The organism is Peribacillus sp. Bi134, assembly GCF_918698065.1.
GTDB lineage: Bacteria > Bacillota > Bacilli > Bacillales > DSM-1321 > Peribacillus.
The window spans coordinates 191,252-214,108 of the sequence record NZ_CAKKLN010000001.1 but is presented as its reverse complement, the minus strand read 5'-3'; the positions used below and the strand labels follow the sequence as shown (position 1 = coordinate 214,108).

The 22,857-nt window shown below is 39.4% G+C and carries 21 protein-coding genes and 9 pseudogenes; 10 read left to right on the top strand and 20 right to left on the bottom strand.

What is annotated here, in order from left to right:
• Window positions 1-49: 49 nt before the first annotated feature.
• A pseudogene (locus tag LQ188_RS01035) lies at window positions 50-377 on the top strand (IS3 family transposase); the annotation flags it as partial.
• Between the two features lie 74 nt (window positions 378-451).
• Here the strand turns inward: LQ188_RS01035 and LQ188_RS01030 are convergent.
• From LQ188_RS01030 to LQ188_RS01005, 6 genes and pseudogenes are all read right to left on the bottom strand, one after another.
• A pseudogene (locus LQ188_RS01030) lies at window positions 452-565 on the bottom strand (hypothetical protein); the annotation flags it as partial.
• A gap of 645 nt (window positions 566-1,210) precedes the next feature.
• A complete protein-coding gene (locus LQ188_RS01025) occupies window positions 1,211-2,236 on the bottom strand; it encodes an LLM class flavin-dependent oxidoreductase (RefSeq protein WP_230175771.1) in 1,026 nt (341 codons plus the stop codon).
• A gap of 159 nt (window positions 2,237-2,395) precedes the next feature.
• Window positions 2,396-3,397, bottom strand: a pseudogene (locus LQ188_RS01020) (LLM class flavin-dependent oxidoreductase).
• A 31-nt stretch (window positions 3,398-3,428) separates the two neighbouring features.
• On the bottom strand, window positions 3,429-4,394 hold the full coding sequence (locus LQ188_RS01015) for a TIGR03571 family LLM class oxidoreductase (RefSeq protein WP_230175770.1): 966 nt from the start codon (window positions 4,392-4,394) through the stop codon (window positions 3,429-3,431).
• 20 nt (window positions 4,395-4,414) lie between these two features.
• Window positions 4,415-4,738 (bottom strand): metalloregulator ArsR/SmtB family transcription factor, encoded by a 324-nt coding sequence (locus LQ188_RS01010; protein ID WP_098186435.1) that lies wholly within the window; start codon window positions 4,736-4,738, stop codon window positions 4,415-4,417.
• Between the two features lie 1,308 nt (window positions 4,739-6,046).
• On the bottom strand, window positions 6,047-6,412 hold the full coding sequence (locus tag LQ188_RS01005; protein ID WP_230175769.1) for a winged helix-turn-helix transcriptional regulator: 366 nt from the start codon (window positions 6,410-6,412) through the stop codon (window positions 6,047-6,049).
• A gap of 208 nt (window positions 6,413-6,620) precedes the next feature.
• Here LQ188_RS01005 and hxlA (LQ188_RS01000) point away from each other — a divergent pair, with 208 nt between their 5' ends.
• Window positions 6,621-7,253: a 3-hexulose-6-phosphate synthase gene (gene hxlA / locus LQ188_RS01000; RefSeq protein WP_098371994.1), complete on the top strand. Its 633-nt coding sequence runs from the start codon at window positions 6,621-6,623 to the stop codon at window positions 7,251-7,253.
• An 8-nt stretch (window positions 7,254-7,261) separates the two neighbouring features.
• Window positions 7,262-7,445: pseudogene (locus tag LQ188_RS00995) on the top strand (6-phospho-3-hexuloisomerase); the annotation flags it as partial.
• 250 nt (window positions 7,446-7,695) lie between these two features.
• Here LQ188_RS00995 and LQ188_RS00990 read toward each other — a convergent pair.
• Window positions 7,696-8,130 (bottom strand): OsmC family protein, encoded by a 435-nt coding sequence (locus LQ188_RS00990; protein WP_230175768.1) that lies wholly within the window; start codon window positions 8,128-8,130, stop codon window positions 7,696-7,698.
• 157 nt (window positions 8,131-8,287) lie between these two features.
• Between LQ188_RS00990 and LQ188_RS00985 the strand changes: the two are divergent.
• Window positions 8,288-8,522 (top strand): annotated as a pseudogene (locus tag LQ188_RS00985) (recombinase family protein); the annotation flags it as partial.
• Window positions 8,523-8,531: 9 nt separating this feature from the next.
• A complete protein-coding gene (locus LQ188_RS00980) occupies window positions 8,532-8,690 on the top strand; it encodes a hypothetical protein (protein WP_230176019.1) in 159 nt (52 codons plus the stop codon).
• 165 nt (window positions 8,691-8,855) lie between these two features.
• On the opposite strand, the gene LQ188_RS00975 is transcribed toward LQ188_RS00980, so the two are convergent.
• From LQ188_RS00975 to LQ188_RS00955, 5 genes and pseudogenes are all read right to left on the bottom strand, one after another.
• Window positions 8,856-9,746 carry an aldo/keto reductase gene (locus tag LQ188_RS00975; protein WP_230175767.1) on the bottom strand — a complete coding sequence of 297 codons (891 nt, stop codon included), beginning with the start codon at window positions 9,744-9,746 and terminating at the stop codon, window positions 8,856-8,858.
• A gap of 251 nt (window positions 9,747-9,997) precedes the next feature.
• Window positions 9,998-10,714, bottom strand: a complete 717-nt coding sequence (locus tag LQ188_RS00970) for an SDR family oxidoreductase (RefSeq protein WP_230175766.1) — start codon at window positions 10,712-10,714, stop codon at window positions 9,998-10,000.
• Window positions 10,715-10,810: 96 nt separating this feature from the next.
• Window positions 10,811-11,331, bottom strand: a pseudogene (locus tag LQ188_RS00965) (type 1 glutamine amidotransferase domain-containing protein).
• A 145-nt stretch (window positions 11,332-11,476) separates the two neighbouring features.
• Window positions 11,477-11,706 (bottom strand): annotated as a pseudogene (locus tag LQ188_RS00960) (YitT family protein); the annotation flags it as partial.
• 212 nt (window positions 11,707-11,918) lie between these two features.
• Entirely contained in the window at window positions 11,919-12,284 is a 366-nt protein-coding gene (locus LQ188_RS00955) for a winged helix-turn-helix transcriptional regulator (RefSeq protein ID WP_230175765.1), read from the bottom strand.
• Between the two features lie 230 nt (window positions 12,285-12,514).
• Between LQ188_RS00955 and hxlA (LQ188_RS00950) the strand changes: the two genes are divergently transcribed.
• From hxlA (LQ188_RS00950) to LQ188_RS00940, 3 genes are all read left to right on the top strand, one after another.
• Window positions 12,515-13,162 (top strand): 3-hexulose-6-phosphate synthase, encoded by a 648-nt coding sequence (hxlA, locus tag LQ188_RS00950; RefSeq protein ID WP_230175764.1) that lies wholly within the window; start codon window positions 12,515-12,517, stop codon window positions 13,160-13,162.
• A gap of 7 nt (window positions 13,163-13,169) precedes the next feature.
• Window positions 13,170-13,727 (top strand): 6-phospho-3-hexuloisomerase, encoded by a 558-nt coding sequence (hxlB, locus tag LQ188_RS00945; protein WP_048686231.1) that lies wholly within the window; start codon window positions 13,170-13,172, stop codon window positions 13,725-13,727.
• Window positions 13,728-13,864: 137 nt separating this feature from the next.
• On the top strand, window positions 13,865-14,581 hold the full coding sequence (locus LQ188_RS00940) for a 3-ketoacyl-ACP reductase (protein WP_230175763.1): 717 nt from the start codon (window positions 13,865-13,867) through the stop codon (window positions 14,579-14,581).
• Window positions 14,582-14,749: 168 nt separating this feature from the next.
• On the opposite strand, the gene LQ188_RS26910 is transcribed toward LQ188_RS00940, so the two are convergent.
• The 7 genes and pseudogenes from LQ188_RS26910 to fdhF all read right to left on the bottom strand — a co-directional run bounded on the left by LQ188_RS26910 (window position 14,750) and on the right by fdhF (window position 20,044).
• Entirely contained in the window at window positions 14,750-14,971 is a 222-nt protein-coding gene (locus tag LQ188_RS26910; RefSeq protein WP_363320538.1) for an IS3 family transposase, read from the bottom strand.
• Between the two features lie 347 nt (window positions 14,972-15,318).
• Window positions 15,319-15,381, bottom strand: a pseudogene (locus LQ188_RS26905) (IS3 family transposase); the annotation flags it as partial.
• Between the two features lie 61 nt (window positions 15,382-15,442).
• The gene (locus tag LQ188_RS00935; protein WP_230175762.1) at window positions 15,443-15,688 is read right to left on the bottom strand and encodes a hypothetical protein; all 246 of its coding nucleotides are present in this window, start codon (window positions 15,686-15,688) and stop codon (window positions 15,443-15,445) included.
• A gap of 503 nt (window positions 15,689-16,191) precedes the next feature.
• Window positions 16,192-16,323 (bottom strand): hypothetical protein, encoded by a 132-nt coding sequence (locus LQ188_RS26770; RefSeq protein WP_290370087.1) that lies wholly within the window; start codon window positions 16,321-16,323, stop codon window positions 16,192-16,194.
• Window positions 16,324-16,336: 13 nt separating this feature from the next.
• A complete protein-coding gene (locus LQ188_RS00930; protein WP_095394836.1) occupies window positions 16,337-16,570 on the bottom strand; it encodes a heavy-metal-associated domain-containing protein in 234 nt (77 codons plus the stop codon).
• On the bottom strand, window positions 16,570-17,088 hold the full coding sequence (locus tag LQ188_RS00925) for a DUF1641 domain-containing protein (protein ID WP_063575957.1): 519 nt from the start codon (window positions 17,086-17,088) through the stop codon (window positions 16,570-16,572). Before LQ188_RS00925 ends, LQ188_RS00930 begins: the two co-directional genes overlap by 1 nt.
• Window positions 17,063-20,044: a formate dehydrogenase subunit alpha gene (gene fdhF, locus LQ188_RS00920; protein WP_230175761.1), complete on the bottom strand. Its 2,982-nt coding sequence runs from the start codon at window positions 20,042-20,044 to the stop codon at window positions 17,063-17,065. The genes LQ188_RS00925 and fdhF overlap by 26 nt, the downstream gene beginning before the upstream one ends.
• Window positions 20,045-20,304: 260 nt before the next feature.
• On the opposite strand from fdhF, the gene LQ188_RS00915 reads away from it, so the two are divergent.
• Together LQ188_RS00915 and moaA are read left to right on the top strand one after the other, a co-directional pair.
• A complete protein-coding gene (locus LQ188_RS00915; RefSeq protein WP_048683094.1) occupies window positions 20,305-20,523 on the top strand; it encodes a hypothetical protein in 219 nt (72 codons plus the stop codon).
• A gap of 432 nt (window positions 20,524-20,955) precedes the next feature.
• A complete protein-coding gene (moaA, locus tag LQ188_RS00910) occupies window positions 20,956-21,969 on the top strand; it encodes a GTP 3',8-cyclase MoaA (RefSeq protein WP_230175760.1) in 1,014 nt (337 codons plus the stop codon).
• A gap of 184 nt (window positions 21,970-22,153) precedes the next feature.
• Here moaA and LQ188_RS00905 read toward each other — a convergent pair.
• Window positions 22,154-22,856: pseudogene (locus tag LQ188_RS00905) on the bottom strand (GntP family permease); the annotation flags it as partial.
• Between the last annotated feature and the right edge of the window lies 1 nt (window position 22,857).

The following is a 22,857-nucleotide window of genomic DNA, read 5'->3' as shown; positions in this document are numbered from 1 at the left end:
CATGATACTTAACTGCACCCCAATTGTTAGACAACATCGAGGTGCTCACATCAATCATAAAATAGTTCTCCGATTGATGAATGAACTAGGATTGAAGTCATTGGTTCGCATGAATAAATACCGTTCGTACAAAGGGAAAATCGGCAAGGTTGCGACCAACATTCTAGCACGTGATTTCAAGGCGGCAAAGTCCAATGAAAAATGGGTGACAGACGTCACGGAAGCTGGGGAAAGACTTAACTTATCGACTATTCTTGACCTGTTTAATGGAGAAATCATCGCCTATAATATCGAATCTCGGCCTGTTTATCCTCGTTTCCAAAATGCAGGATAAAGCCTTTGATAGCTTGGAATCGAAAGATTCACCCATTCTCCATATTAAAACCTATTGCCTCCCAGATTTTCACTTTCTGCTGCTGCTTCTTCACCACGGCCACAAATTACAACATTGGTTGGTGCCTTCCTTGGCAAACGCGACGGCAATTGCTTTTCCAATACCTTTACTGCCGCCTGTAACGACTGCCGTTTTATCTTTTAATCTCAGGTTCACTTTAGATCCAATCATTTCTATGGGCGTCTATTGTTGATTACATATTAACAATAACATCTAGTCATAAACAAATAAACTATGGCTGATTTTCTGCTCTAATACTCAATAAAGGAGGGAAACCACTAAGATGGTTTCCCTTTAAAATGTACCGTCTTGTTTAGTATAAGGTATATTCTTATACTTGCTGAGCAAGGACAATTATCATCACGATTCCCATTTTTTGTTGAACAATTCAAGGAAGCAGAGATGGAATGAGATAAGTGAACTCCCTATACAATAGGAAGTTAGCCAGGGATGCCAGTATAGTACTCCCACATTTTACTAGAAATAGCCAGTTCTTTTTAATCTTTTTTAGATAATGATGTACGGATTTTGTCTTCTTCACCGGCTTGTACTTTTGTACCCACTGAGGTTCCATTATCAATTCCCTCCCTAAAGCGATTAAAGTATTTCAAATGCTTTCATCACTTCATCGGGTGTCCGCAGCATCCCAACACCCATCACAGGAACACGAGCCGACACGCTCATGGATCATAACAACTCGGGATGTCTGATTGTTGATCCGTTCCAAAAGCCGCCGACAGAAATATGGAGATAATCCTGGTCTGCTAACTTGTCCACTAATTGCAACGTTTCTTCTATGGTGATGCCAGTTTTGACCTATTTTAGCTGAGTAATTTCTGCCAATATTTCATAGGAATGGAGGCGGGCCTTATGATCGTAAACCTGGGCGATTGCCATAATTTCATCGGCTTGAATTTCATCCAGAACCTTTTCCAGCTTTTTTTTTACGATTTGAGGACTGCCGACAATCGAAGTTCCTAATTGATTCTCAAGGGCAGCTATTTCATAGTCGCTAGCATAATCATTAATATTATCCACTGGCGGCTGCAATGGGACTTCCTTCCCGCGCATCAAATTCAAGAACTGCTGCTGCAATGTTGTAGCGAGCCGCTCAGCTTCTTGATCTGTATCGGCCGCAATGATGTTTAGCCCTACCATTGCATGCGGTTTGTCCAGTACTTTAGAAGGCTTAAACGAACGGCGGTACAGCTGGATAGCCTGCAGTGTGTTATGCGGCGAGAAATGGCTCGCAAATGCAAACGGCAGTCCAAGCTCTCCTGCCAGCTGGGCACTGTATCCGCTCGAACCTAACAGCCAAATAGGTATGTTTAATCCTTCACCTGGAATTGCTTTAACATGACTATATCCTTGTGCCAGGGAAGGGTCAAAGTAATTCCGGAGCTCAGCCAGCTGCTCAGGGAAATCTTCTCCTGAACTTCTCAAGTCACGTCTTAATGCACGTGCCGTAAGCTGATCAGTGCCTGGTGCACGGCCCAAGCCAAGATCAATACGTCCTGGATATAATGATTCCAGAGTACCAAATTGCTCAGCAATAACAAGAGGTGCATGATTCGGCAGCATAATGCCGCCTGAACCTACCCGGATTTTTGATGTACCTGCTGCAACATGGGAAATAACTACCGATGTTGCAGAGCTGGCGATAAATGGCATATTATGATGCTCAGCGAGCCAATATCGGTTATACCCCAGCTCTTCAGCGAGCCGGGCCAGCTCCAAAGTATTGCGAAAAGAATCAGCCGGCGTCCTTCCATCTGCAATTGGAGAGAGATCCAGGACCGAGAATGGAATATCCGTAATTTGTTTTGTATCATTTTCAGGCATATGCACATCTTCTTTCTTTAAAAATTTCGTTTCAAACCTATAAAAGAATTTACAGGTTGTTTTCTTTGTCTTCTTTTACTGCTTCAATCTAAATCACATTAATTTAACTGATTTAATATCTGCAGAAAATACATCCTTTATTAGACTAGACAATAATGTTTAATTTACTGCAGCCTGAGCCAAAATTTCATAAGAGCGCAGCCGTGCCTTACGATCAAAAATCTCTGTATGATCCATAATTTCATCAGCGTCAGTCTTTTCTATTAACTCATGAGCTGCTGCTTCACACCTGCAGGGTCCCCGATGATGGAAGTGAAAAGCTGTTCTTCAACAGCCCTGCGTTCATTATCGTTCCAAAGCTTGACCATATTATCAACAGGTGGCAAAATGGGCGAAGGCTGTCCGCGGGTTAACAAAAGAAATTTTTGATACATCGATGTGGCAAGCCTTTGTGCCTCCTGTTTCTCATCAGCAGCCACCACTTGAACGGCTAACAGTACATAAGGCTCCTCCAAAAATTGTGACGGACGAAAATAATCCCGGTACAGTTTTATGGCCTCCATCATGTTACCTGGAGCAAAATGTCCCGCGAAAGAGAATGGTAACCCAAGCATTCCAGACAATTGTGCACTATAAAACCCTGAACCTAACAGCCAAATTGGCACATTTTTTTTCGCCTGGAATGGCGTGAATGCTAAATGAACCATTCTTAGTGGCTGTTCCTGTACCATAAAGATATGCGATAAGCTCCTCAAGTCGGGCATCAAATTCAGGTTCACCAGCAACCCTATGCCGCAATACATTTGCTGAATATTGGTCGGTGCCAGGTGCCCGCCCCAATCCAAGGTCGATTCGGCCAGGGAAGAAGGTTTCTAATGTTCCCAATTGCTCAGCCACGGAAAGAGGAGAATAATGGGAATGCAGCATTGCACCTGATCCAATACGCATTTTTTCCGTGACAGAGGCTACTCGTCCAATTACGATCGGGGATGCTGAACTCGCCATTCCTGCCCAATTATGATGTTCAGCAAGCCAAACCGTTTATATCCCCACTGCTCTGTTTTCTTTGCTAGATCAAGCGTGTTTGAAGGGAAAGTCGGCTGATCCTCCCTCGACAATTGGGGAGGGATCTAGCACTGAAAGTTCTATTTTCTTTGTCATAATTCTTCCTCCTTTTATACAATTAAATTTTTTAAAACTGGCCTGTACCTCTATGGGTTGGAAAGTAGGGTAAAACAAATTCTCCAAGTTCCTGGATTACTTCCTCTGGAGGGCGCTTGGAAAAATACAGAACAAACGCCAAATGGTTGACACCAATCGCTTGAAATTGATGAAGTAGATCAACTAAACGGTTTCTTCCTACGGAATAGCCTAAGGGTATGGGGACAGGCATTTCATCGGGATTTTCCAATAAATTGATGAACAAGCTTTGAGAGAAGGGTTTAAAATCTCCTGGAGCATGAACTTCAGTTAAAGCACGATAATCCTGGATAAGCTGCGCCTGTTGAGTAATGCTTCTTGGGTATTGAAGCCACCCATCCCCATTCCTGGCTATCCAATTGATAGACTGATTGCTAAATCCAGTCACCATGGTCGGAATCGAAGATACAGGCTTTGGGATTAACCTCATATCTGTACCATCGATAAGTCCGGCGTGGCTGTGGATTGTCGGCTGATCCTCTTTTAACAGCCGGTCGAGAATTTCGAAATTTTCTTTAAATAACGGACCGCTTTCTTGCTTAGATATCCCTAAAGCTGTAAAGTCTTTTTCCCTGTCCCCTGATGCCACTCCCATAATCAATCGACCTGGAAACAATTGATCAATTGATGCAGCTTCCTTGGCTACCCTGACGGGGTGGCGCAAAGGTAGAACTACACTTCCTGTCACTAACGCAATGTGCTTCGTATAGGCAGCAAGATACGTCAAATAAATCCATAAATCGAACTTTTGGCCGTTATCATCAATATTCAAATCCTGCATCGTAATATCACGGAGCCATAATGAAGCAAAGCCATATTCCTCAATTTTACGGGCAAGCTCCAGCTGATTCTCCATAATCGGATTTTTAGACATCCTGGCAGTCGGGAGGATAAATCCGAGTGTCATTTTGTCTTTCTGGTACATGCTGTTATAGGCACGATGATTTTGAAAACTCACTCTTGGTCCTCCTTAAAAGGTTATATTTTTAAGCCTATATACTTTTCAAACTGTTTAATGGTTTCCTCATTCCGTCGATAATAAGTCCATTGTCCGATTCGTTTCATTTCCACCAGACCGCTTTGCAATAGGATAGATAAATACTGGGAGGTAGTGGACTGTGATAGTCCTACTTTGCTGTGAATATCACTAACACAAACCCCGCCATCAAAGCCTTTTTCTTTGATGACATGGGCCTGCGGGGAAAAGTTATTATCAGGTTCTTTCAACATTTGCAGAATATTTACTCTTATTTGATTTGACAGAGCCTTGAAAATTTCAACTGCCTGTTCGTCATTTATCATATTTGATTCCCGATTCAACGGTGCCCGCCCCTTTCTGATCTTAAAATCTATTTTGCTTGGAATGAGTATAAACTAATCGAACAAAAGGAAATTGATAATTTGCGATATCTCTATATTATTTCCCTTTATACCCAAAATCAAATTTTATGCTTTAGACAGGGCTAGGAAACGGCTTTAAAGGAACTACACAAATTAGCTTAGAGAACAGGTGGCAAAGAAAGAAGGATTATTTTGGTTATTTAACAGGTTTACACCTAATTGTTGAATGGAAAGATTCCCATTTTTTAAAGATACTTGAAGAAATCGAAAAGTTTGGAATTGAATTTTTCCAGCAGAAGATAATACTATAGGAAAATGGAAACATCCTAATCGAATTATTTTAGGGTTTGGGCATCAAAAAATGAAGAAGGCGTAACCAGATTATATCAAGCAATATATAACGGTAAATCCAAAAGTAACAGCCGAACTTCCTTAGAGTAGGAAAATCGGCTTTTTTGATGTCGAATTTTGCTTAGCGTATGATTTCCGCGTTTTGCTACCGGAACCCCTTTATGCATAATCCTACTTTTGAATGTAAGACTAGTTTAATTCTCCCAGCTTGTAGGGTAAAGATGACTGCCTTAATTGAGCATGGCCACATTTTGGACATTTTTCATTAATCTGTAGTGATTGTTAAACATCTTTCACAAACCCTTCGTTGATTTGTTTTGAACATTTCCATGGGTACCTCCTCTCTTTATAAGTTTTGTTAACGCAACAGTACCTTTTGTTCCAAGCCCTTTTATTAAGATTCATCTATTTTCATTTCATTATAGAAGTTAATTATGGAGATACTGATTTATTTAAAGATCTATCACCATTGACAGACTTTTGATGTTCTCATGAGTTTTTTTTCATGCTTGTTATAGCCTTCCCTTAACTTACAATTCTTTGTGCTAAATTAGTATATTACGTATATTTTTTGTGTAAGTACGCACTTTATAATTAAATAGTATCAGTAAAATTGTGCAATGAAGATACCAATTACTGGGTCTTTGTATAATATTCCTAAAAACGAAAAGGTTTTCCCCTCTGAGTAGACACTCCTTCATTAAGCAAACCGTACACCACCATGGCTAGAGATTTGCACCAATGCCGGGTGCATGTGAAAAAGCCAAGGTCAGCGACTATAGAAAAATCGCTAACCTTGGCTTTTAATAACTGATTATTAAATGTTGTGCTTTTCTCTACCTTAATTTGATACGTGACCATATCAAGGTAAAGAAAATGGAGAAAACATCTTTGAATAAGAAAGAGGGGATAGTTTTTCTACTTGATATCCTCTTTTCTTTTTACTTGGCCCCCAACGACATTCTCCATATAATTTTTACCCCAATTATACATCGAATCAAGAATCGGCATCAGGCTTTCTCCTTGTTCTGTCAGAGAGTATTCCACTTTGGGAGGTACAATTGGATAGACTTCGCGATGAACAATAAGATCTTCTTCCAGCTCTCGAAGCTGGTTAACGAGCATTCTTTGAGTGATGCCCGGCATAAGAGTCTTCAGTTCACCAAAACGCTTGGTCCCCTGCTTGCCTAGGTGCCATAAAACAAGCATCTTCCATTTCCCCCCAATAACAGAAAGGGTCAATTCTTTCTCACAATTGAATGTTTTATTCTGTAGCCTTGTCATTCAAATCAACTCCAAATATAAATCCTAAATCACATAGTATACTTTTTAACACTATGTAAAATTAAAGTGCGTACTTACTAAAATATTATACTTAGTATACGATACATTGTACAGTCCATATGAATTTCTTGCTGCGCAATGATTGATTGCCAGAGGGACATACTTACTGTGCAACAAACTAAAACATACTATTAGGAGTGAAGGATAAATGGAATTACAATTGGCACTGGATTTAGTAAACATTCAAGAAGGTATTGAATTGGTTAAACAAGTGGAGGAATATGTTGATATCGTAGAAATCGGTACACCTGTGGTTATTAATGAAGGGCTTAGGGCTGTTAAAGAAATGAAAGAAGCTTTCCCTTCTTTAAAAGTATTAGCTGACCTAAAAATTATGGATGCAGCCGGTTATGAAGTGATGAAGGCATCTGAAGCTGGCGCTGATATCATCACGATTCTTGGTGCAGCTGAAGATATGTCCATCAAAGGGGCTGTTGAAGAAGCCAGAAAACAAGGCAAAAAAATCCTTGTTGATATGATCGCTGTGAAAGATCTTGAAACTCGTGCTAAAGAAGTGGATGCATTTGGCGTCGACTACATCTGTGTGCACACTGGCTACGATCTTCAAGCTGTTGGAAAAAATTCTTTTGAGGACCTTCAAACCATTAAACGTGTTGTAAAAAATGCAAAAACTGCTGTAGCAGGCGGCATAAAATTAGATACACTTCCGGAAGTCATTAAAGCACAACCTGACCTTGTTATTGTTGGTGGAGGTATCACTGGACAAGCTGATATTAAAGGGACAGCTGCCCAAATACAAAAATTAGTAAAACAAGGCTAATATCCATCATGCAGACTTCTCAATATTTAGCTGAATTCATAAAAGAGCTAAATCGTTCAGTAGACTTAATAGCTGATGAAGAAGCTGAAAAACTGGTTAATGGGATTCTTGAATCAAAGAAAGTTTTTGTAGCGGGTGCAGGAATCCGGGCTTATGGGTAAATCCTTTGCCATGCGAATGATGCACATGGGATAGTAGCTTGGTTTATGCCTAAAAAATTTTTAAAGTCTTCAGGTAACTGCATAACACTAGCTCCTTTTTATTTTTTTCAAAGGGGTACCACCAGCAAAACGCAAATTTACAACGTTAAGGAAATACCAATATTAAAAAGCCCAATTTCTCAGCATTAAATTGAGAAATTGGGCTTTTTTTCATACTGTAGATAATGCCTCCATTGTGGAAGATCGATAAATTTGAACAAAAAAGCTTTGGGTGAATCATATCATTTCACAGAAACTTTACCTTGAACTTCAATTTTAACATCTGCTTTTTTCAATATATTTCCGACATCGCACCCTTTATCTGCTGCTTCTGTCGCTCTTTGTGCAGATTGAATTTGTTCTTCTGTCGCGCCAGCAGATAAAACGATGTGAGGATAATGGATAATTTTAAACTCATTATCAGATATACTTGCCTCAGAGTTCACTGTAAATTCCGCCACAGGAAGTTTTCTGCTTTCAAGCACAAATGTCAGTGTTGCTGCATAACAAGTTGTTACAGAAGCAACGAGAACCTCTTTTGGATTTGCTCCGTTACCACTACCTCCTAATGATGTTGGAATAGCGATTTTTGTATCAAGATACTCCGCTTTAAGGGTTCCATTCCCTGTTACCCCACCATCCCAAATTGCATTCACATTTATTTTTATATCAGCCATAATTAACACTCCTTCAATATATTAATTGGATATATATCTTGCCTATTCACGTATGTTTTTACTCGATGGGTATCGCAAACACTTCGTTAAAAGACAGGAAGAACATTTTTTACGTTTTAATCAGTACCTACCAGTCGGTACAAAAAGTAGTTTAACGGATTATGATGTTATTATTCGAGAGTGGAAGTATATTACTCGAAAGTTAAACGCAGATATTGTGGTATTAGAGAATGAGACGCTTTTTGATAGCCGGAAATTCCGGGGAATGGGTGATCTTGGGAAGTTAATGGAGGACCAATTTTTAAGTCTACTTTCTTATGTCGCTGAGCAAGAACGTAAAAAAAAATAGACAACGGCAGGCTGAAGGAATTGAAGTAGCAAAGAATAAGGGAGTGAAATTCGTGCGACGTAAGTACAAGATCAATGCTGATTTCATTCAGGTGTATGATGAGTGGAAATCTGGATTTATTACTTCGACAGAAGGAATGAAGCGTCTTGAATTTAAAGCCAAATACCTTTTATCGACGATTCATTGTCTTCGCGGGACTACAATCGATTAGGCTTTGCCGTCCAATTAGCACTACTACGTTATGCGGGAATAATTCGAAAAGGATATTAAACTTCCCCGATAAAAAAACTGTATGGAATAAATTCTACACAGTTTTTTTGAAATTCCTATTAGATTGTTAGCAACTCCAACAATATTCCCTCTTTAAAGTGAATTTTCAAATAATATCCAATGGCATTTTCCTAGTAGGTTTAGGAAATACTTGATCTATTCTACTTAGATCTTCTTCAGTAAACTCAATTGATGCTGCTTCAGCATTTGCTAAAACATGTTCATCTTGAACCGCTTTTGGAATAGAGATGACGTTATTCGAACGGATGGTCCAAGCAAGAGCGATTTGTAATGGTTGGACATTGTATTTGTCAGCAATATCATGAATAGCTGGATCGTTTAAAAGCTGTCTTCTTAAAGAGCCTCCTTGAGCAAGGGGACTATAGGCCATGATTGGCATGTTATGTTCACGCTGCCATGGTAAGAGATCGAAGTCGATTCCTCTTGAACCTAAATGGTATAGCACTTGGTTCGTCACACAATTTTTTCCATACTTAGTGTTCCATAGCTCTTCCATATCAACCGTGTCAAAATTAGAGACGCCCCATCTTAAAATTTTTCCTTCTTCACGTAGTTTTTCCATTCCTTCAATTGTATCCTCTAAAGGAACACGTCCTCTCCAGTGGAGAAGATATAAGTCCAAGTGGTCTGTTCCTAGTCGTTTTAAGCTATTTTCACATGCTTTTGAAATCTTATCTAAACCTGCATGATGGGGATACACTTTTGAGACTAAAAAGACTTCATTTCTGCGCCCTTTAATGGCTTTGCCAACTAAGCGTTCAGAGTCTCCATTTCCGTACATTTCAGCAGTGTCAATAAGTTTCATACCCAATTCTAAGCCGAGCTGCAAGGCTTTTATTTCTTTGTCTCTCACTTGGGGATTTTCCCCCATGTACCATGTTCCTTGTCCTAGACTAGGTAAAGAAGTGTCGTCAGGCAGGGTTACCACGTGTTTGGCTAAAGCATTTTTAATTTCCGCTCTTTTCTTTTCTTCCATTAGGCTCGACCCTTTCTTTTATGTATTTGGGTATCATAGAAGTAGAATGTTAACGTCTCTTCGTATAAAGTACGCATATATTTAAAATTTCCGCAACCAAAATAACCCTTCTTTGTTGCATGATATGGCCATTTCTGCTTCCGTCTGTGCAAAAAAACAAAGAAGTGAGGATGGCCTATAAGTGTCTGACACTTTGAGTCATCCTCATCTATTCTAAATCATTTTATCAATCGACTTTGATCTCAAATGGATTAGATCAGATGAGCTCCTCCATCGATAAGAACCGATGTGCCAGTTGTAAACCCATTTTTCACTAGGTAAACATAGGTTTCAGCAATATCTTTAGGTTGAGCAACACGTCCGACAGGTAATTGCTTAGCAATCCCATGGTACATATCTTGTCTTTGATCTTCTGGCATTCCGCCGTAAAGAGGAGTGTCAACGATACCAGGTGATACCACGTTTACTCTGATGGGTGCCAGGTCTACTGAAAGTCCTCGTACTAATCCATCGATTGCTGAATTAATGGAAGCTAGAGTCGTTGCACCTTTAGGAGGACGCACACCATATACACCAGAAGTTAATGTAATAGAACTTTCATTATTCAAGTATGGAAGAGCAGCGCGAACCGAAATATACTGCCCCCAGAACTTACTATCAAAAGTCTCTCTTACGGTTGCAACAGGCAGTTCGCTAAAGTGACCCATAGCGCCTTCACCTGCAGTAACCACCAGGTGATCAAATTTCCCAACCTTCTTGAAAAAGTCTGCAACCTTTTCCTCGCTGCGAAAGTCGATTTCATAGCCCTCTACGTTACCACCAAGCTTCACTTTTGCGTCAGATAATTTTGAAGCAGAACGGCTAGCAATAATAACTTGAGCGGATTCATCGATAAACGCCTTAGCAGCGGCTAAACCAATACCAGATGTACCTCCTAAAACAACCACTCTTTTTCCTTTTAATGACAAAGCAATTCCTCCTTTATTCATACGTTTGTTTAACCAACTTGTGGATTCTGATTAAAGAATCCGCAAGTTAGAAATATTTACGTTTTTACATCAGCATTATTTTGCTAAAAGTTTAAGTGATTCACGATTAAATGCTGGAATATCTTTTGGTTCTCGACTTGTTACAATATTTTTGCTGATGACAACTTCTTCGTCTTTAAAATTTGCACCAGCATTTTTCAAATCGTTGCGAATGGATTTATAGCCAGTGATGTCGACACCTTATAAAAGGTCTGTATCGATTAACACTTGTGGTCCATGACAAATGGCAAAAACAGGTTTTCCATCTTGGATAAATGCTTTTGCAAATTCACCAAAACGATCGTCTTCACGCAATAAATCGGGAGAGAATCCACCAGGGATAAGCAACGCATCAAAGTCTGCAGGATGAACTTCATCAATGGATTTATCAATTTTTACGGTTGTGCCTTTTTTACCAGTTACTTGGTTACTTGGTTACCTGATTGTTTGTCAATCGTGATAACTTCATGACCTGCTTCTTTAAAGGCTTGTGCTGGTTCAGTGTACTCCACATCTTCAAATAGGTTTGTTATAAGTGTAGCAATTTTTTTACTCATGCTTCACCTCCTTTCAATGACAAAACAGAAGTAAAAATATTCATTTCTGTGCCATGTTCTGATTATCTTCATTAGAAGTTGATTTTATCTCCGTTGTAAGCCGCGATGTAGATTTTTTTCATATCCTCTACAGATACCTCTATAGAGTTCTAATGACAAAGGTTTTACCCACTTCTTTAGCTGTAAAAATTAAGATAGGAATATTTAAGCCGAAAAATACAACATAAATTGGGATTCCCCAAAAAGCATTGGCCATAATCGATAACGCTGTTACACCACCTTCTACTAGCCCGTTTGGTGCTAACATCGTTTTCTAATCCCATAGCAACGATTGACGCCCCCAAAGTAAAAAACATACTCAACAAATTTTTTCATCATCTCACCTGAAAATATGTATTATTCTTGATTCCTTACTATAAAACAGTTCAGCTAAAATCCTTTACAACACAGGAATATTATTTACCTTTTTCCAGAATGTACTCCTTTATTTCCTTTATGAACTGGATCATTGCAAATAAAAAGACCACAAGTCTTGACTTATTAAAAGTCTACTTGTGGTTTGTAATCCCCTCTTTTTAGTATGATTGCTATTTAATAGACGAACTTTTATTGGCAGGAGTATCCATCACATTCTCCATATAGTTTATACCCCATTCATACATGGAATCGAGTATTGGCATTAAGCTTTTTCCTTGTTCGGTCAATGAATATTCTACTTTTGGCGGAACAACAGGATAGACTTTTCGTTCAACAATGAGGTCTTCTTCTAGCTCGCGTAATTGGTTAACAAGCATTCGTTGAGTAATACCCGGCATAAGAGCCTTCAACTCACCAAATCGCTTCGTTCCCTCTTTTCCTAAATGCCACAAAATCAGCATTTTCCATTTACCGCCAATAACATAAAGCGTTAATTCTTTTTCACAGTTAAACATTTTGTCCTGCATACGTGACATTTGTTTCACCTCCACTTCTATATAGAATAACAGAATATCACATAGTATACTTTTTAACACTATGTAAAAATAAAGTGCGTACTTCCACACTTTTAATATACACATTATACTAACACTGTACCATTGTTAACAAGAACATTGGTTACAGTTGTCAGGAGAAATGAAAGTGAACAACGGGCATTATTACTACTATGCAACAAACTTAAAAAATTATGAGGAGTGAAACATAGATGGAATTACAATTAGCATTAGATTTAGTCAACATTCCAGAAGCAATCGAATTGGTAAAAGAAGTAGAGGAGCATATTGATATCGTAGAAATCGGAACACCGGTTGTGATCAACGAAGGTCTCCATGCTGTAAAGGCAGTAAAAGAAGCGTTCCCTAACTTAAAAGTATTAGCAGACCTGAAAATTATGGATGCTGCTGGATATGAAGTGATGAAAGCTTCCGAAGCAGGTGCTGATATTATCACTATTCTTGGAACGGCTGAAGATATGTCGATTAAAGGTGCTGTAGAAGAAGCGAAAAAACAGGGTAAAAAAGTCCTTATCGATATGATTGCGGTAAAAGACCTTGCTGGACGTGCTAAAGAAGTGGATAATATGGGCGTGGATTATATTTGTGTTCACACGGGCTACGATCTTCAAGCAGTCGGAAAAAATTCTTTTGAAGATCTACAAACCATCAAAAGTGTGGTTAAAAATGCTAAAACGGCCATCGCAGGCGGCATTAAATTAGAAACACTTCCAGAAGTCATTAAAGTAAATCCAGACCTTGTCATTGTAGGCGGCGGGATTACTGGACAAGCTGATAAAAAAGCTACTGCTGCCAAAATGCAACAAATGATTAAAGAACAAACGGTTACAGCAGGTTAATCCTAAGATGCAGACGACTCAATATTTAGCAGAAATCTTAAAAGAGCTTAATCATTCAGCCGACTTAATCTCAGATGAAGAAGCTGAAAAACTCGTCAACGGGATACTTGAATCGAAAAAGGTTTTTGTCGCCGGTGCAGGCAGATCCGGATTCATGGCCAAATCCTTCGCAATGCGGATGATGCATATGGGAATTGATTCTTATGTAATCGGTGAAACTGTAACTCCCAACTTTGAAAAAGAGGATATCTTAATCATCGGATCCGGATCCGGGGAAACGAAAAGCTTAGTATCCATGGCTGAAAAAGCAAAAAGCATTGGTGGTAAAATTGCAACTGTCACGATATTCCCTGATTCCACTATTGGACAGTTAGCAGATATCACCATTAAATTGCCTGGATCCCCCAAAGACCAATCAGAGGGCGATTATAAAACCATCCAACCAATGGGCTCACTATTTGAGCAGACCCTTTTACTTTTTTATGATGCCGTCATCTTGAGATTCATGGAGAAAAAGGGGTTAGATACCAATAAGATGTATGGCAGACATGCCAATCTTGAATAAAACATAGTCCTAAGAATGTAATAACCAAAAGACCGCAAACATACTAAAGAAACTTTGCGGTCTTTTGGTTAGTCTTTAAAACATTATTTTGTTATTATTAACAATTATTCTAAAATTTTTTAAAAAGGATTGATATCATGATTTCATTAAAAGGAAAAACTGCTTTAATTACTGGGGCAGGCAGAGGAATCGGGCGTGCTACTGCGATTGCTTTAGCAAAAGAAGGAGTTCATTTAGGATTGATTGGATTAACGATGTCAAATCTTGAAAAGGTAACCGCGGAACTAGAGCAATATGATGTGAACGTTTCAGCAGCAACAGCAGATGTAGCCGATCTTGAAGCAGTTCATCAAGCTGTTGAACACATCAAATCAGACCTAAGTTCTATTGATATTTTAATCAACAATGCAGGTATAGCTAAATTTGGCGGTTTTCTTGATTTAACCCCTGAAGAATGGGAAAACATCATCCGAGTAAACTTGATGGGTGTATATAATGTAACAAGAGCCGTTTTACCTGATATGATTGAAAGAAAATCAGGAGATATTGTGAATATCTCCTCAACTGCGGGCCAAAAAGGAGCACCTGTTACAAGTGCTTACAGCGCTTCTAAATTTGCTGTTTTAGGACTAACGGAATCACTCATGCTAGAGGTAAGAAAGCATAATATCCGTGTAACGGCTTTAACACCAAGTACAGTTGCAACTGATTTGGCCATTGAAACCAATCTTATTAGTGGAAATCCTGAAAATGTTATGCAATCAGAGGATTTAGCAGAGCTGCTTGTAGCCGGGTTAAAGCTTCATCCAAGAGTCCTAGTAAAGACTTCGGGATTATGGTCAACTAATCCTTAATTGAGAAGCGATCGCCTCTTCTTGTCTATTGGTTAAGAAGTAGGCTAGTTGTAAAGTGTACCCTTTGTAAAGGACATTTTAAAAAAAGGGATTAGGCAGCCTAAAGAAGATGATCTCTGTATATTGTGGAGTGACCCCAGTCAAATAGACTGAAATAAAAAAGACCAATTAAACAACCTGAGTTCTATATTGATATGGACTCAGGTTGTTTAATTTTTTCTGGAAGCGATGATGGTTATAGAATCGAATATACATACTTACAGCACCTCGAACCTCTTCAGAGGTACCGGAAGAGTTCATATAGAAACACTCCGATTTAAAGTGGCTGAAGAAATTCTCCATACAAGCGTTATCCCAGCAGTTTCCCTTTCTTGACATACTGGATTGCATTTTATATTTTTTTAAATAGGTTATTGTATTGGTGGGAAGTTTATTGGTACCCCTGGTCGCAATGCAGAAGAATTCCTTTAACATTCCGTTTTTTCTTTGCTTTTTTTTATTGTTATCTATTACAAGTTTTGTTTTAAGTCGTTTCTCCGGCTGACTTGATAAGAAATGATTTCATTGTTAAAGAGGTCTCATGGCGGATAGGAAAAGTCTCTGTGTATTAAAAATCAAATATGTAATGTCAGTCACCCATTTCTCCTTAGATCTGGATGCATGAAAATCCCTATTAAGAAGGTTTTTAGAAATGACATATGCTTCTTTCTTCCCGTAATAAGGTTTCCTTTTCCGAATCAAGACTTTAACCCTAGCTCCCGCATAAGACGCTGGACACGCTTGTGGTTCAGGTTTAAACCGTAGGTTTAATCCAGCCATACCTTTTCCCCTTCGATACCCATAGATTCCTTTGAGTTTATTTTAGCATCCTATAATTTTTTTCTTAATCTCTTCATCATCCAGTTGCTTTTCAGAAGCGGATATTTTACGTTTTAACCATTTGTAGAATCCGCTTCTTGCTACATGTGCAATTTCGCATAATAATTGAATTGAATAGGGCATAGATATAACATTCCTTTTTGTAAATTGAATTTTTATTTTAACAAATTCCTGCTTTTCAATTTCTTCATCAAGTAATACTTCGCTTTTCTTTGGAAGACAATCCAACCTACCCCCCCCTAATTTTTTATGATTATAACTTTAAATGAACTGTTTCCTAGTTAAACTAACCTCCCTCTATAAACATTGACGTATCAACAGTTTGCACCACTCGGTGTATTAGGGGAATTATTTTTTCATTCTACTAGCTGCCTTAAAGACAGCTCAGATCTTCAGCAAAAGCACCCGTTAGTGGAATACCAAAACTACCTAACATATTGAAGAATTAACTGATATAAGGCTATGCAAGGTCCTAAAATACACGCTTTCATTTTAGATGGATGGTTTCTTTTACTGCGAAACAAGTAAAAGAAACCTAATATAAAACCCAACGGAATCCATAGCTGAAAGACACCTTCTTTTGTACTGCGAGAAAAAATTGGAGCGCTGTAAGTGCTTATCAGAAAGTAAAAGAAAGTCGTAAATCGTTGTGTTTCTAATTGCTGGCTCCGCCTTGCAAGCTATAAAAAAAGGGAATTCCATAATCGGATTCCCTTTTCTCACGTCTTTTTTTAATTGTCAAAATAGTTGAACGCTCGGTCGTTCTGACAGTTTTCACAGACATAAAGAATTCTGGTTCTTTCTGATTCTGTTTCTTCGGTTTCCATTTCCTGCTCACTGCCGCATAATTCACAAATCTGCATAATCTTCCTCCTCTTAATGAGGTGATTTTTGGTTTTCCGTTTTTATATCATAGCCTGAGTCTCTGATGGCCTGTTGAAAATCCTGGAATGAAGCGGCATTTTTGTCATAGCCGATTCTTGCTTCTCCGCTTTCTTTATTTACATCAGCCCGGAGAATGCCCCATACACCGTTTAATGAGCGAATGATTTTGTCGGAATCTTTTTCCGATAGTGGTCCATGAATCTTGATAACACCTTGTTCTTCCATTACCCTTGTCCTCCTTCTGGATGAAGTTCCTGTGAAGGATGCTGTGTAAATGATTCACCCATGCCATGAAGGAATTCAACCATGGTTGTCATCGCCGCTTTGATTTCTGGATCTCTCAAGCTTTTACCTAATTTCCATAAGCTGTGTTTTTCATGGTTTTTGATGCTTTCGCCCATATGGTCAAGGCCTTTTGTAACACCGCCCAGCATAGATTGCAGCTGGTCCGGTTTTAAGGTGCCCATGAAATTGAAAAGGTAAATGGCATTTTTGATGGTGTTATGCATACCAGGCTGGTTAACTTGCTGCATGGCAATAACCCCGACGTCTGTACGATTTTCCAAAATGGCATGAAGCGCATCGAGAATCCCGATTTCCTGCAGATTCTTTAAAATAGCGAGTGCGGAAAGAATCCCTTCTTTGTTATCAGCAAGAGCTTTTAATATTTCCCCGATTGACTGAGCTTGTTCTTCCATCGTATTTGGCACATGTTTATTAATTTGCCTGATTGCTTTCGCCATATGCTTCCCCCCCATTTCCAAATAACTCTTCTATCGCTTGAAAATCGTCACGCTGCCATTTTTCCTCTACCCGAACGCTGATCTGCGGATTCCTGTTACCGAATCGGTGGTTATGCTTAGGCAATGGCGGTTCACCCGTTGCTTCTAAAATCTCCATTTTAACACCAATTTCCTTATATGCAGGAGTATGTGTAACTAGATCATGATAGCTGCTTGTCAGGTAATTGACTGCTTCATCGTCCTCAAAGCTGTTCATCGTGAGGTAAATTTCCTTGCCTTTCACCCGGTCCGTAACAAGCGTCCTTACTTTAACCTGTCCATATGGTGAACTTAATCTAACTAATGAACCGTCACTGAGATTGCGTTCCTCCGCCAATTCGTGCGATACTTCGAGCCATGTGCCAGGTACCTTATGGATAAGTCCTTCTGTCCGGTACGTCATATTTCCTTCATGGAAGTGCTCAAGCAAACGCCCATTGTTTAAATGGAGATCATATTCTTCTCCTGCCATATATGGAGGAGTCCAGTCAACAGCGAACAGCCTTGCCTTTCCATCCGCAAAGGCAAATTTGTCTTCATATAATAGAGGTGTGTCCGTTCCATCTTTATGAACCGGCCAAACCTGGCTGTTAAAGCCTTCAAGACGGTCATAGCTCACACCGGCAAATAGGACAGCAAGACTAGCTGCTTCATCCATAATTTCACTTGGATGCGAATAATTCCAATTGGCACCCATCCGGTTGGCCACTTCCTGGAAAATCTGCCAGTCCGGTTTCGATTCGCCCAGAGGATCAAACACTTTATAGAACCTTTGAATGCGACGTTCCGTATTTACAAATGTCCCATCTTTTTCTAGTGAAGGCGATGCCGGTAATACAACATCGGCAAATTGAGCCGTTTTCGAGAAGAAAATGTCCTGTACGACAAAGAAATCTAATTTTTCAAATGCACTCTGAACATGGTTCGAGTTTGCATCCACAAGCCCCATTTCTTCTCCAAATAGATACAGGGATTTTAATTTTCCTTTGTGGATGGCCTCTACCATGTGGTGGTTGTCCATACCAGGATCTTTTGGAATTTCAACACCCCATGCTTTTTCATACTTTTCTCTAACCTCGGCATTTCCGACTGGCTCATAACCTGGAAACCATGATGGCATTGTACCGAAATCACAGGCTCCCTGTACGTTATTGTGGCCTCTTAACGGATAGGCACCTGTACCTGGACGGCCATAATTTCCCGTAATCAGCAATAAATTCGAAATGGCTGTGCTTGCGTCTGTAGCGCCGGAATGCTGGGTAATTCCCATAGCCCAGAGGATACAGGCTGAATTAGCTTCATGAATCATTGTAGCTGCCTTGATTAATTCCTCCTGCGAAAGTCCTGTCATCTCTTCTGCGTAGCTTAAGGTGAATTTATCCAGTGTTTTAATATACCCTTCTACGCCTGATACACGATTTGCCAGGAACTCTTTATCATGCCAACCTTGATCGATGATGTATTTCGTTACGGCAGAAATCCAGATTAAATCAGAACTAGGCTTAGGATGCATGAGGAAATCCGCACGCTGTGCTAGCTCATGCTCTCTTATATCAGCTACTATTAATTTTTGTCCAAATAGCTTATGAGCCCGTTTTACACGTGTAGCGAGGACTGGATGTGATTCTGCTGGATTTGCTCCAATTACAATAACCAAGTCTGTAGTTTCAATATCCTGGATAGTTCCAGAATCGCCTCCCAACCCTACTGTCCTTAAGAGCCCTGCAGTAGCCGGAGATTGGCAGTATCTAGAGCAGTTGTCGATATTGTTTGTTCCGATAACCGCACGTGCAAATTTTTGCGCCAAGAAGTTTTCTTCATTGGAGCACTTGGAAGAAGCGATCACTCCAATGGACTCCGAGCCATGCTCTTCCTTTATTTCCGTAAGCTTACTTGAAATCAGATTTAACGCTTCATCCCAGGTTGCTTCTTCAAACTCTCCGTTTTTACGAATTAAAGGCTTGGTTAAGCGCTGGTCACTGTTAACAAAATCCCAGCCCCATTTTCCTTTAACACAGGTTGAAATGCCGTTAACGGGAGCTTCATGGGTAGGCTCGATTTTTAAAATCTGCCTGTCCTTTGTCCATACTTCAAAGCTGCAGCCAACACCGCAATATGTACAAACCGTCTTAGTCCTCTTAATCCGTGCTTTCCTCATGGCAGCTTCCACTTCTGATATCGCAAAAATTTCTTTATATCCAGGCTCCACTTCTTTAATTAAATCAACCATAGGCTCTAAAATTGGAGCCGGCAGCTTTGTTAAGAAGCCTGCTTCACCGAGCATGGATTTCTCCATTAAAGCGTTACAAGGACACACGTTCACACAGTGTCCACAGGATACACAAGAAGACTCATCGATTGGAACATCATTATCCCAGATAACCCTTGGTCTTTCTCTTCCCCAATCAATCGCTAAGGTTTCATTGACCTGTAAATCCTGACAGGCTTCAACACACCGGCCGCACAAAATACATTGATCCGGTTCATACCTATAGAATGGATGGGAATTATCCGGAGGGTAGGGTTTTTCTCTAAATTCATATTTCTGATGCTCAATCTCTAGGTATTCAGCAGTATTATGGACGGTACAATTGCCGTTATTATTATCACAAACAGTACAATACAGTTCATGATTTTCTAGGATCCGTGACATCGCTTCATACTGGGCATCCTTAACAGACTTTGACATTGTATCAACCGTCAAACCTGGAACAGCCTTTGTCGAGCAAGCACGGACTAATTCCCCATCCACCTGCACAAAACATGTATCACAGGTTTGGATTGTCCCCAGATCGGGATGATAACAAATGCTTGGAATGTACAATTCATGACTTTGGGCGACTTGCAATATCGTTTGACCTGGCTGTGCTGTTAATTCCTTTTCGTTGATTCGGATGGAAAAAGAATGGTCAGACATGTGATTCCTCCTATCTTGCTGCCGTTAAGCTGAATTATTTTATAAATTAAGCCATACACCAGCAAATGCTGTTGATTCATCCTAGTATTCCCAAAAAGGATATGAATAAAATAAATTATATTTTTACAGCCTTAAAAATTATTCTAAAGCCTCTGTGTATTAATCCTTTCTTTTTTGGCAAGTTTATAAGATGATTTGTTGATAGCGAATCGAGTCTACATATATAAAGAAATTTAACTGAAGGCAGGCGAACCGAAGCTGTGGAAAAAGAAATTCTTTTACAACTAGTTCAATCAATGATCATGTCCTCATCAAAGAAACCAAAATACATGAGCATCTCTACGGTGAAAGTTGCAGATCTCCTAGAAACCTCCATCTCCCATATCGAAAAAGGATTGCAGGAACTTGTACAAGAAGGACGCCTCCGACAATCAAAACTGGAACAGCCACCGCACAACACCATTTACATGCTGCCATAATAGGGGACCGTCCCCACTTCCCGAATTATTTCCCATAGTAAAGTTTTTTTTTTCGCCCTTTTAAACAGTAAAATGGCCCCATCTTGATGGGGTACTTCTTGTATCTTTAACAATAACCGGATTACCTTAAGGTAGTCCGGTTAACTTTCAAGTCGTCTTTCAGAAAACCTAAACCAATCTACAAATTGAAGGTAATGAGGATTTTGAAAGGGTTAAGAATAAGCAAAGAAGCAAAGAGTTTGAGGAGTTTGTAAGAAGTTTTACTGATACTCTTAATTATTTGATGTTAGATGCATATACATTAATAACCTTTTGGGAAGTAGAAAACTATTCATCAGCTCTTTAACTGAAAGTGAACGCCAAAAAGCTTTAGACCGTGGCGCCACTTTTTATGATCTGTTTTTTCAAATACTTGGGGATGGGAGTGGTTAAGTGAACCGGCATATAAAAGATTCATTGGACAGACCACTAAGGGATTTAAGGATTTCCGTCATTGATCGGTGTAACTTTCGCTGCCAGTATTGTATGCCTGCTGAAATTTTTAATGATAATTTTCAATTTTTGCCTAAAAGTGAGCTCTTGTCATTTAAGGAAATCGTAAGGCTTTCTAAAATATTTGCAAGCTTGGGAGTTATAAAACTAAGATTGACAGGCGGGGAACCTTTACTGCGGAAAGACCTTACAACTCTTATTTCAAAGCTCGTCAAAATTGAAGGTATAGAAGATATCGGTTTGACTACAAATGGTGTTTTTCTGAAAAAACAAGCCGGGAATTTGAAATCAGCGGGATTAAAGAGGGTGAATATCAGTTTAGATAGCCTGGATGATGAACTTTTTAAGCAGATGAACGGCAGGGGTATAGGGATAAAGCCTGTCATAGAAGGTATAGCTGCTGCCAAAGAAGCAGGCCTTGGAGTTAAAGTGAATATGGTAGTGAAAAAAGAAATCAATCAATCCCAAATAGTTCCAATGGCACATTTTTGTAAAGAAGAAGGTATTCAATTACGCTATATAGAATTCATGGACGTCGGACATACAAATGGCTGGCAGATGAAGAATGTACTTACAAAAAAAGAGTTACTCGAGATTCTCCAAGCAAAATTCGATCTTGAACCAGTTGAAGAAGATTATTTTGGAGAAGTGGCAAAACGCTTCCGGTATAAGGGAACTACAACCGAATTGGGGTTTATAACATCCATGTCTGAGTCTTTTTGTTCCAGTTGCACTCGTGCTCGTCTTTCTGCTAACGGAAGTTTATATACATGCCTGTTTAATGGAAAGGGGCATGACTTAAAGTCATTGCTCCGTTCCAAGATGTCAGATGAAGAATTGACTTGCTTCATCATTTCACTTTGGAACCAGAGGGACGACCGCTATTCGGATGAGCGGTCAGCGGGAACAGTGAAAAAACAGGATAAAATCGAAATGTCATTCATAGGCGGGTGACAAACAGCAAGTTCTCCTCAATCATAAAGGGATAGCAACGTTTCCATCCCTAATTCAAAAATTTGATTATGGAGGGCTTATTTGTTTTCATACAAAAAAGAGCTGCTAATCAGCTTCTGGTATTGAAGTAAAATATCGTTACTTTAAGTACAATTTATCATGGTCTTCTAATTCCTTTTTATTATTAGACTAATCCAGTTGAGCTGTAGACTAAAATAATTACAAATGCTGCTAGTGTCTTAAAAATTGTAATCACAAAGATATCTCCATATGATTGTTTGTGTGTTAAGCCTGTAACCGCAAGTAAGGTAATAACAGCGCCGTTATGAGGTAACGAATCCATCCCGCTTGATGCCATCGCTATGACACGGTGCATTACATCGGGAGGAATATTATATTGATTAATAGCTTGTATATACTTATCTCCCATCGCACTAAGCGCAATTCCCATTCCACCAGACGAAGAACCAGTAATACCAGATAACTCGTTTGTTGTAACGGCCCCATTTACAAGTGGATTCGTAAAAGTGTGTGAAATACCATCACGTACAGTTGCGAATCCTGGTAATGAAGCAATGACCCCACCAAATTCAGAAGCAGTATTCATAGCTGCTAGTTACGCTCCACCCAATACTGGCATTAATGCCTTGTTGAAACCCCGTTGTAACACGTCCCCAATCGTAAGCAACTGTTGCAATAATACCTAATACTAGAGCTAGTTCGACAGACCAAATACCTGTTACTGTCGCAAGATCTACTTTCCCAAACAAATCTAATCCTATCTTTGAAAAGTCAAATCCCTCTGGATACCATTTCGGAATAGAAATAGTAAAAGATTTATTCGCCACACCCACTAAAACTAGCGGTATAAATGCAAATATTTGTCGT

Bases quoted from the DNA above. Each gene is read 5' to 3' on its own strand.
- LQ188_RS01025 (WP_230175771.1), bottom strand. From the start codon at position 2,236: ATGCCTGAAAATGATACAAAACAAATTACGGATATTCCATTCTCGGTC.
- LQ188_RS01010 (WP_098186435.1), bottom strand. From the start codon at position 4,738: ATGATAAATGACGAACAGGCAGTTGAAATTTTCAAGGCTCTGTCAAAT.
- LQ188_RS01005 (WP_230175769.1), bottom strand. From the start codon at position 6,412: ATGACAAGGCTACAGAATAAAACATTCAATTGTGAGAAAGAATTGACC.
- hxlA (WP_098371994.1), top strand. From the start codon at position 6,621: ATGGAATTACAATTGGCACTGGATTTAGTAAACATTCAAGAAGGTATT.
- LQ188_RS00990 (WP_230175768.1), bottom strand. From the start codon at position 8,130: ATGGCTGATATAAAAATAAATGTGAATGCAATTTGGGATGGTGGGGTA.
- LQ188_RS00975 (WP_230175767.1), bottom strand. From the start codon at position 9,746: ATGGAAGAAAAGAAAAGAGCGGAAATTAAAAATGCTTTAGCCAAACAC.
- LQ188_RS00955 (WP_230175765.1), bottom strand. From the start codon at position 12,284: ATGTCACGTATGCAGGACAAAATGTTTAACTGTGAAAAAGAATTAACG.
- hxlA (WP_230175764.1), top strand. From the start codon at position 12,515: ATGGAATTACAATTAGCATTAGATTTAGTCAACATTCCAGAAGCAATC.
- hxlB (WP_048686231.1), top strand. From the start codon at position 13,170: ATGCAGACGACTCAATATTTAGCAGAAATCTTAAAAGAGCTTAATCAT.
- LQ188_RS00940 (WP_230175763.1), top strand. From the start codon at position 13,865: ATGATTTCATTAAAAGGAAAAACTGCTTTAATTACTGGGGCAGGCAGA.
- LQ188_RS26910 (WP_363320538.1), bottom strand. From the start codon at position 14,971: ATGCAATCCAGTATGTCAAGAAAGGGAAACTGCTGGGATAACGCTTGT.
- LQ188_RS26770 (WP_290370087.1), bottom strand. From the start codon at position 16,323: ATGCAGATTTGTGAATTATGCGGCAGTGAGCAGGAAATGGAAACCGAA.
- LQ188_RS00930 (WP_095394836.1), bottom strand. From the start codon at position 16,570: ATGGAAGAACAAGGTGTTATCAAGATTCATGGACCACTATCGGAAAAA.
- LQ188_RS00925 (WP_063575957.1), bottom strand. From the start codon at position 17,088: ATGGCGAAAGCAATCAGGCAAATTAATAAACATGTGCCAAATACGATG.
- fdhF (WP_230175761.1), bottom strand. From the start codon at position 20,044: ATGTCTGACCATTCTTTTTCCATCCGAATCAACGAAAAGGAATTAACA.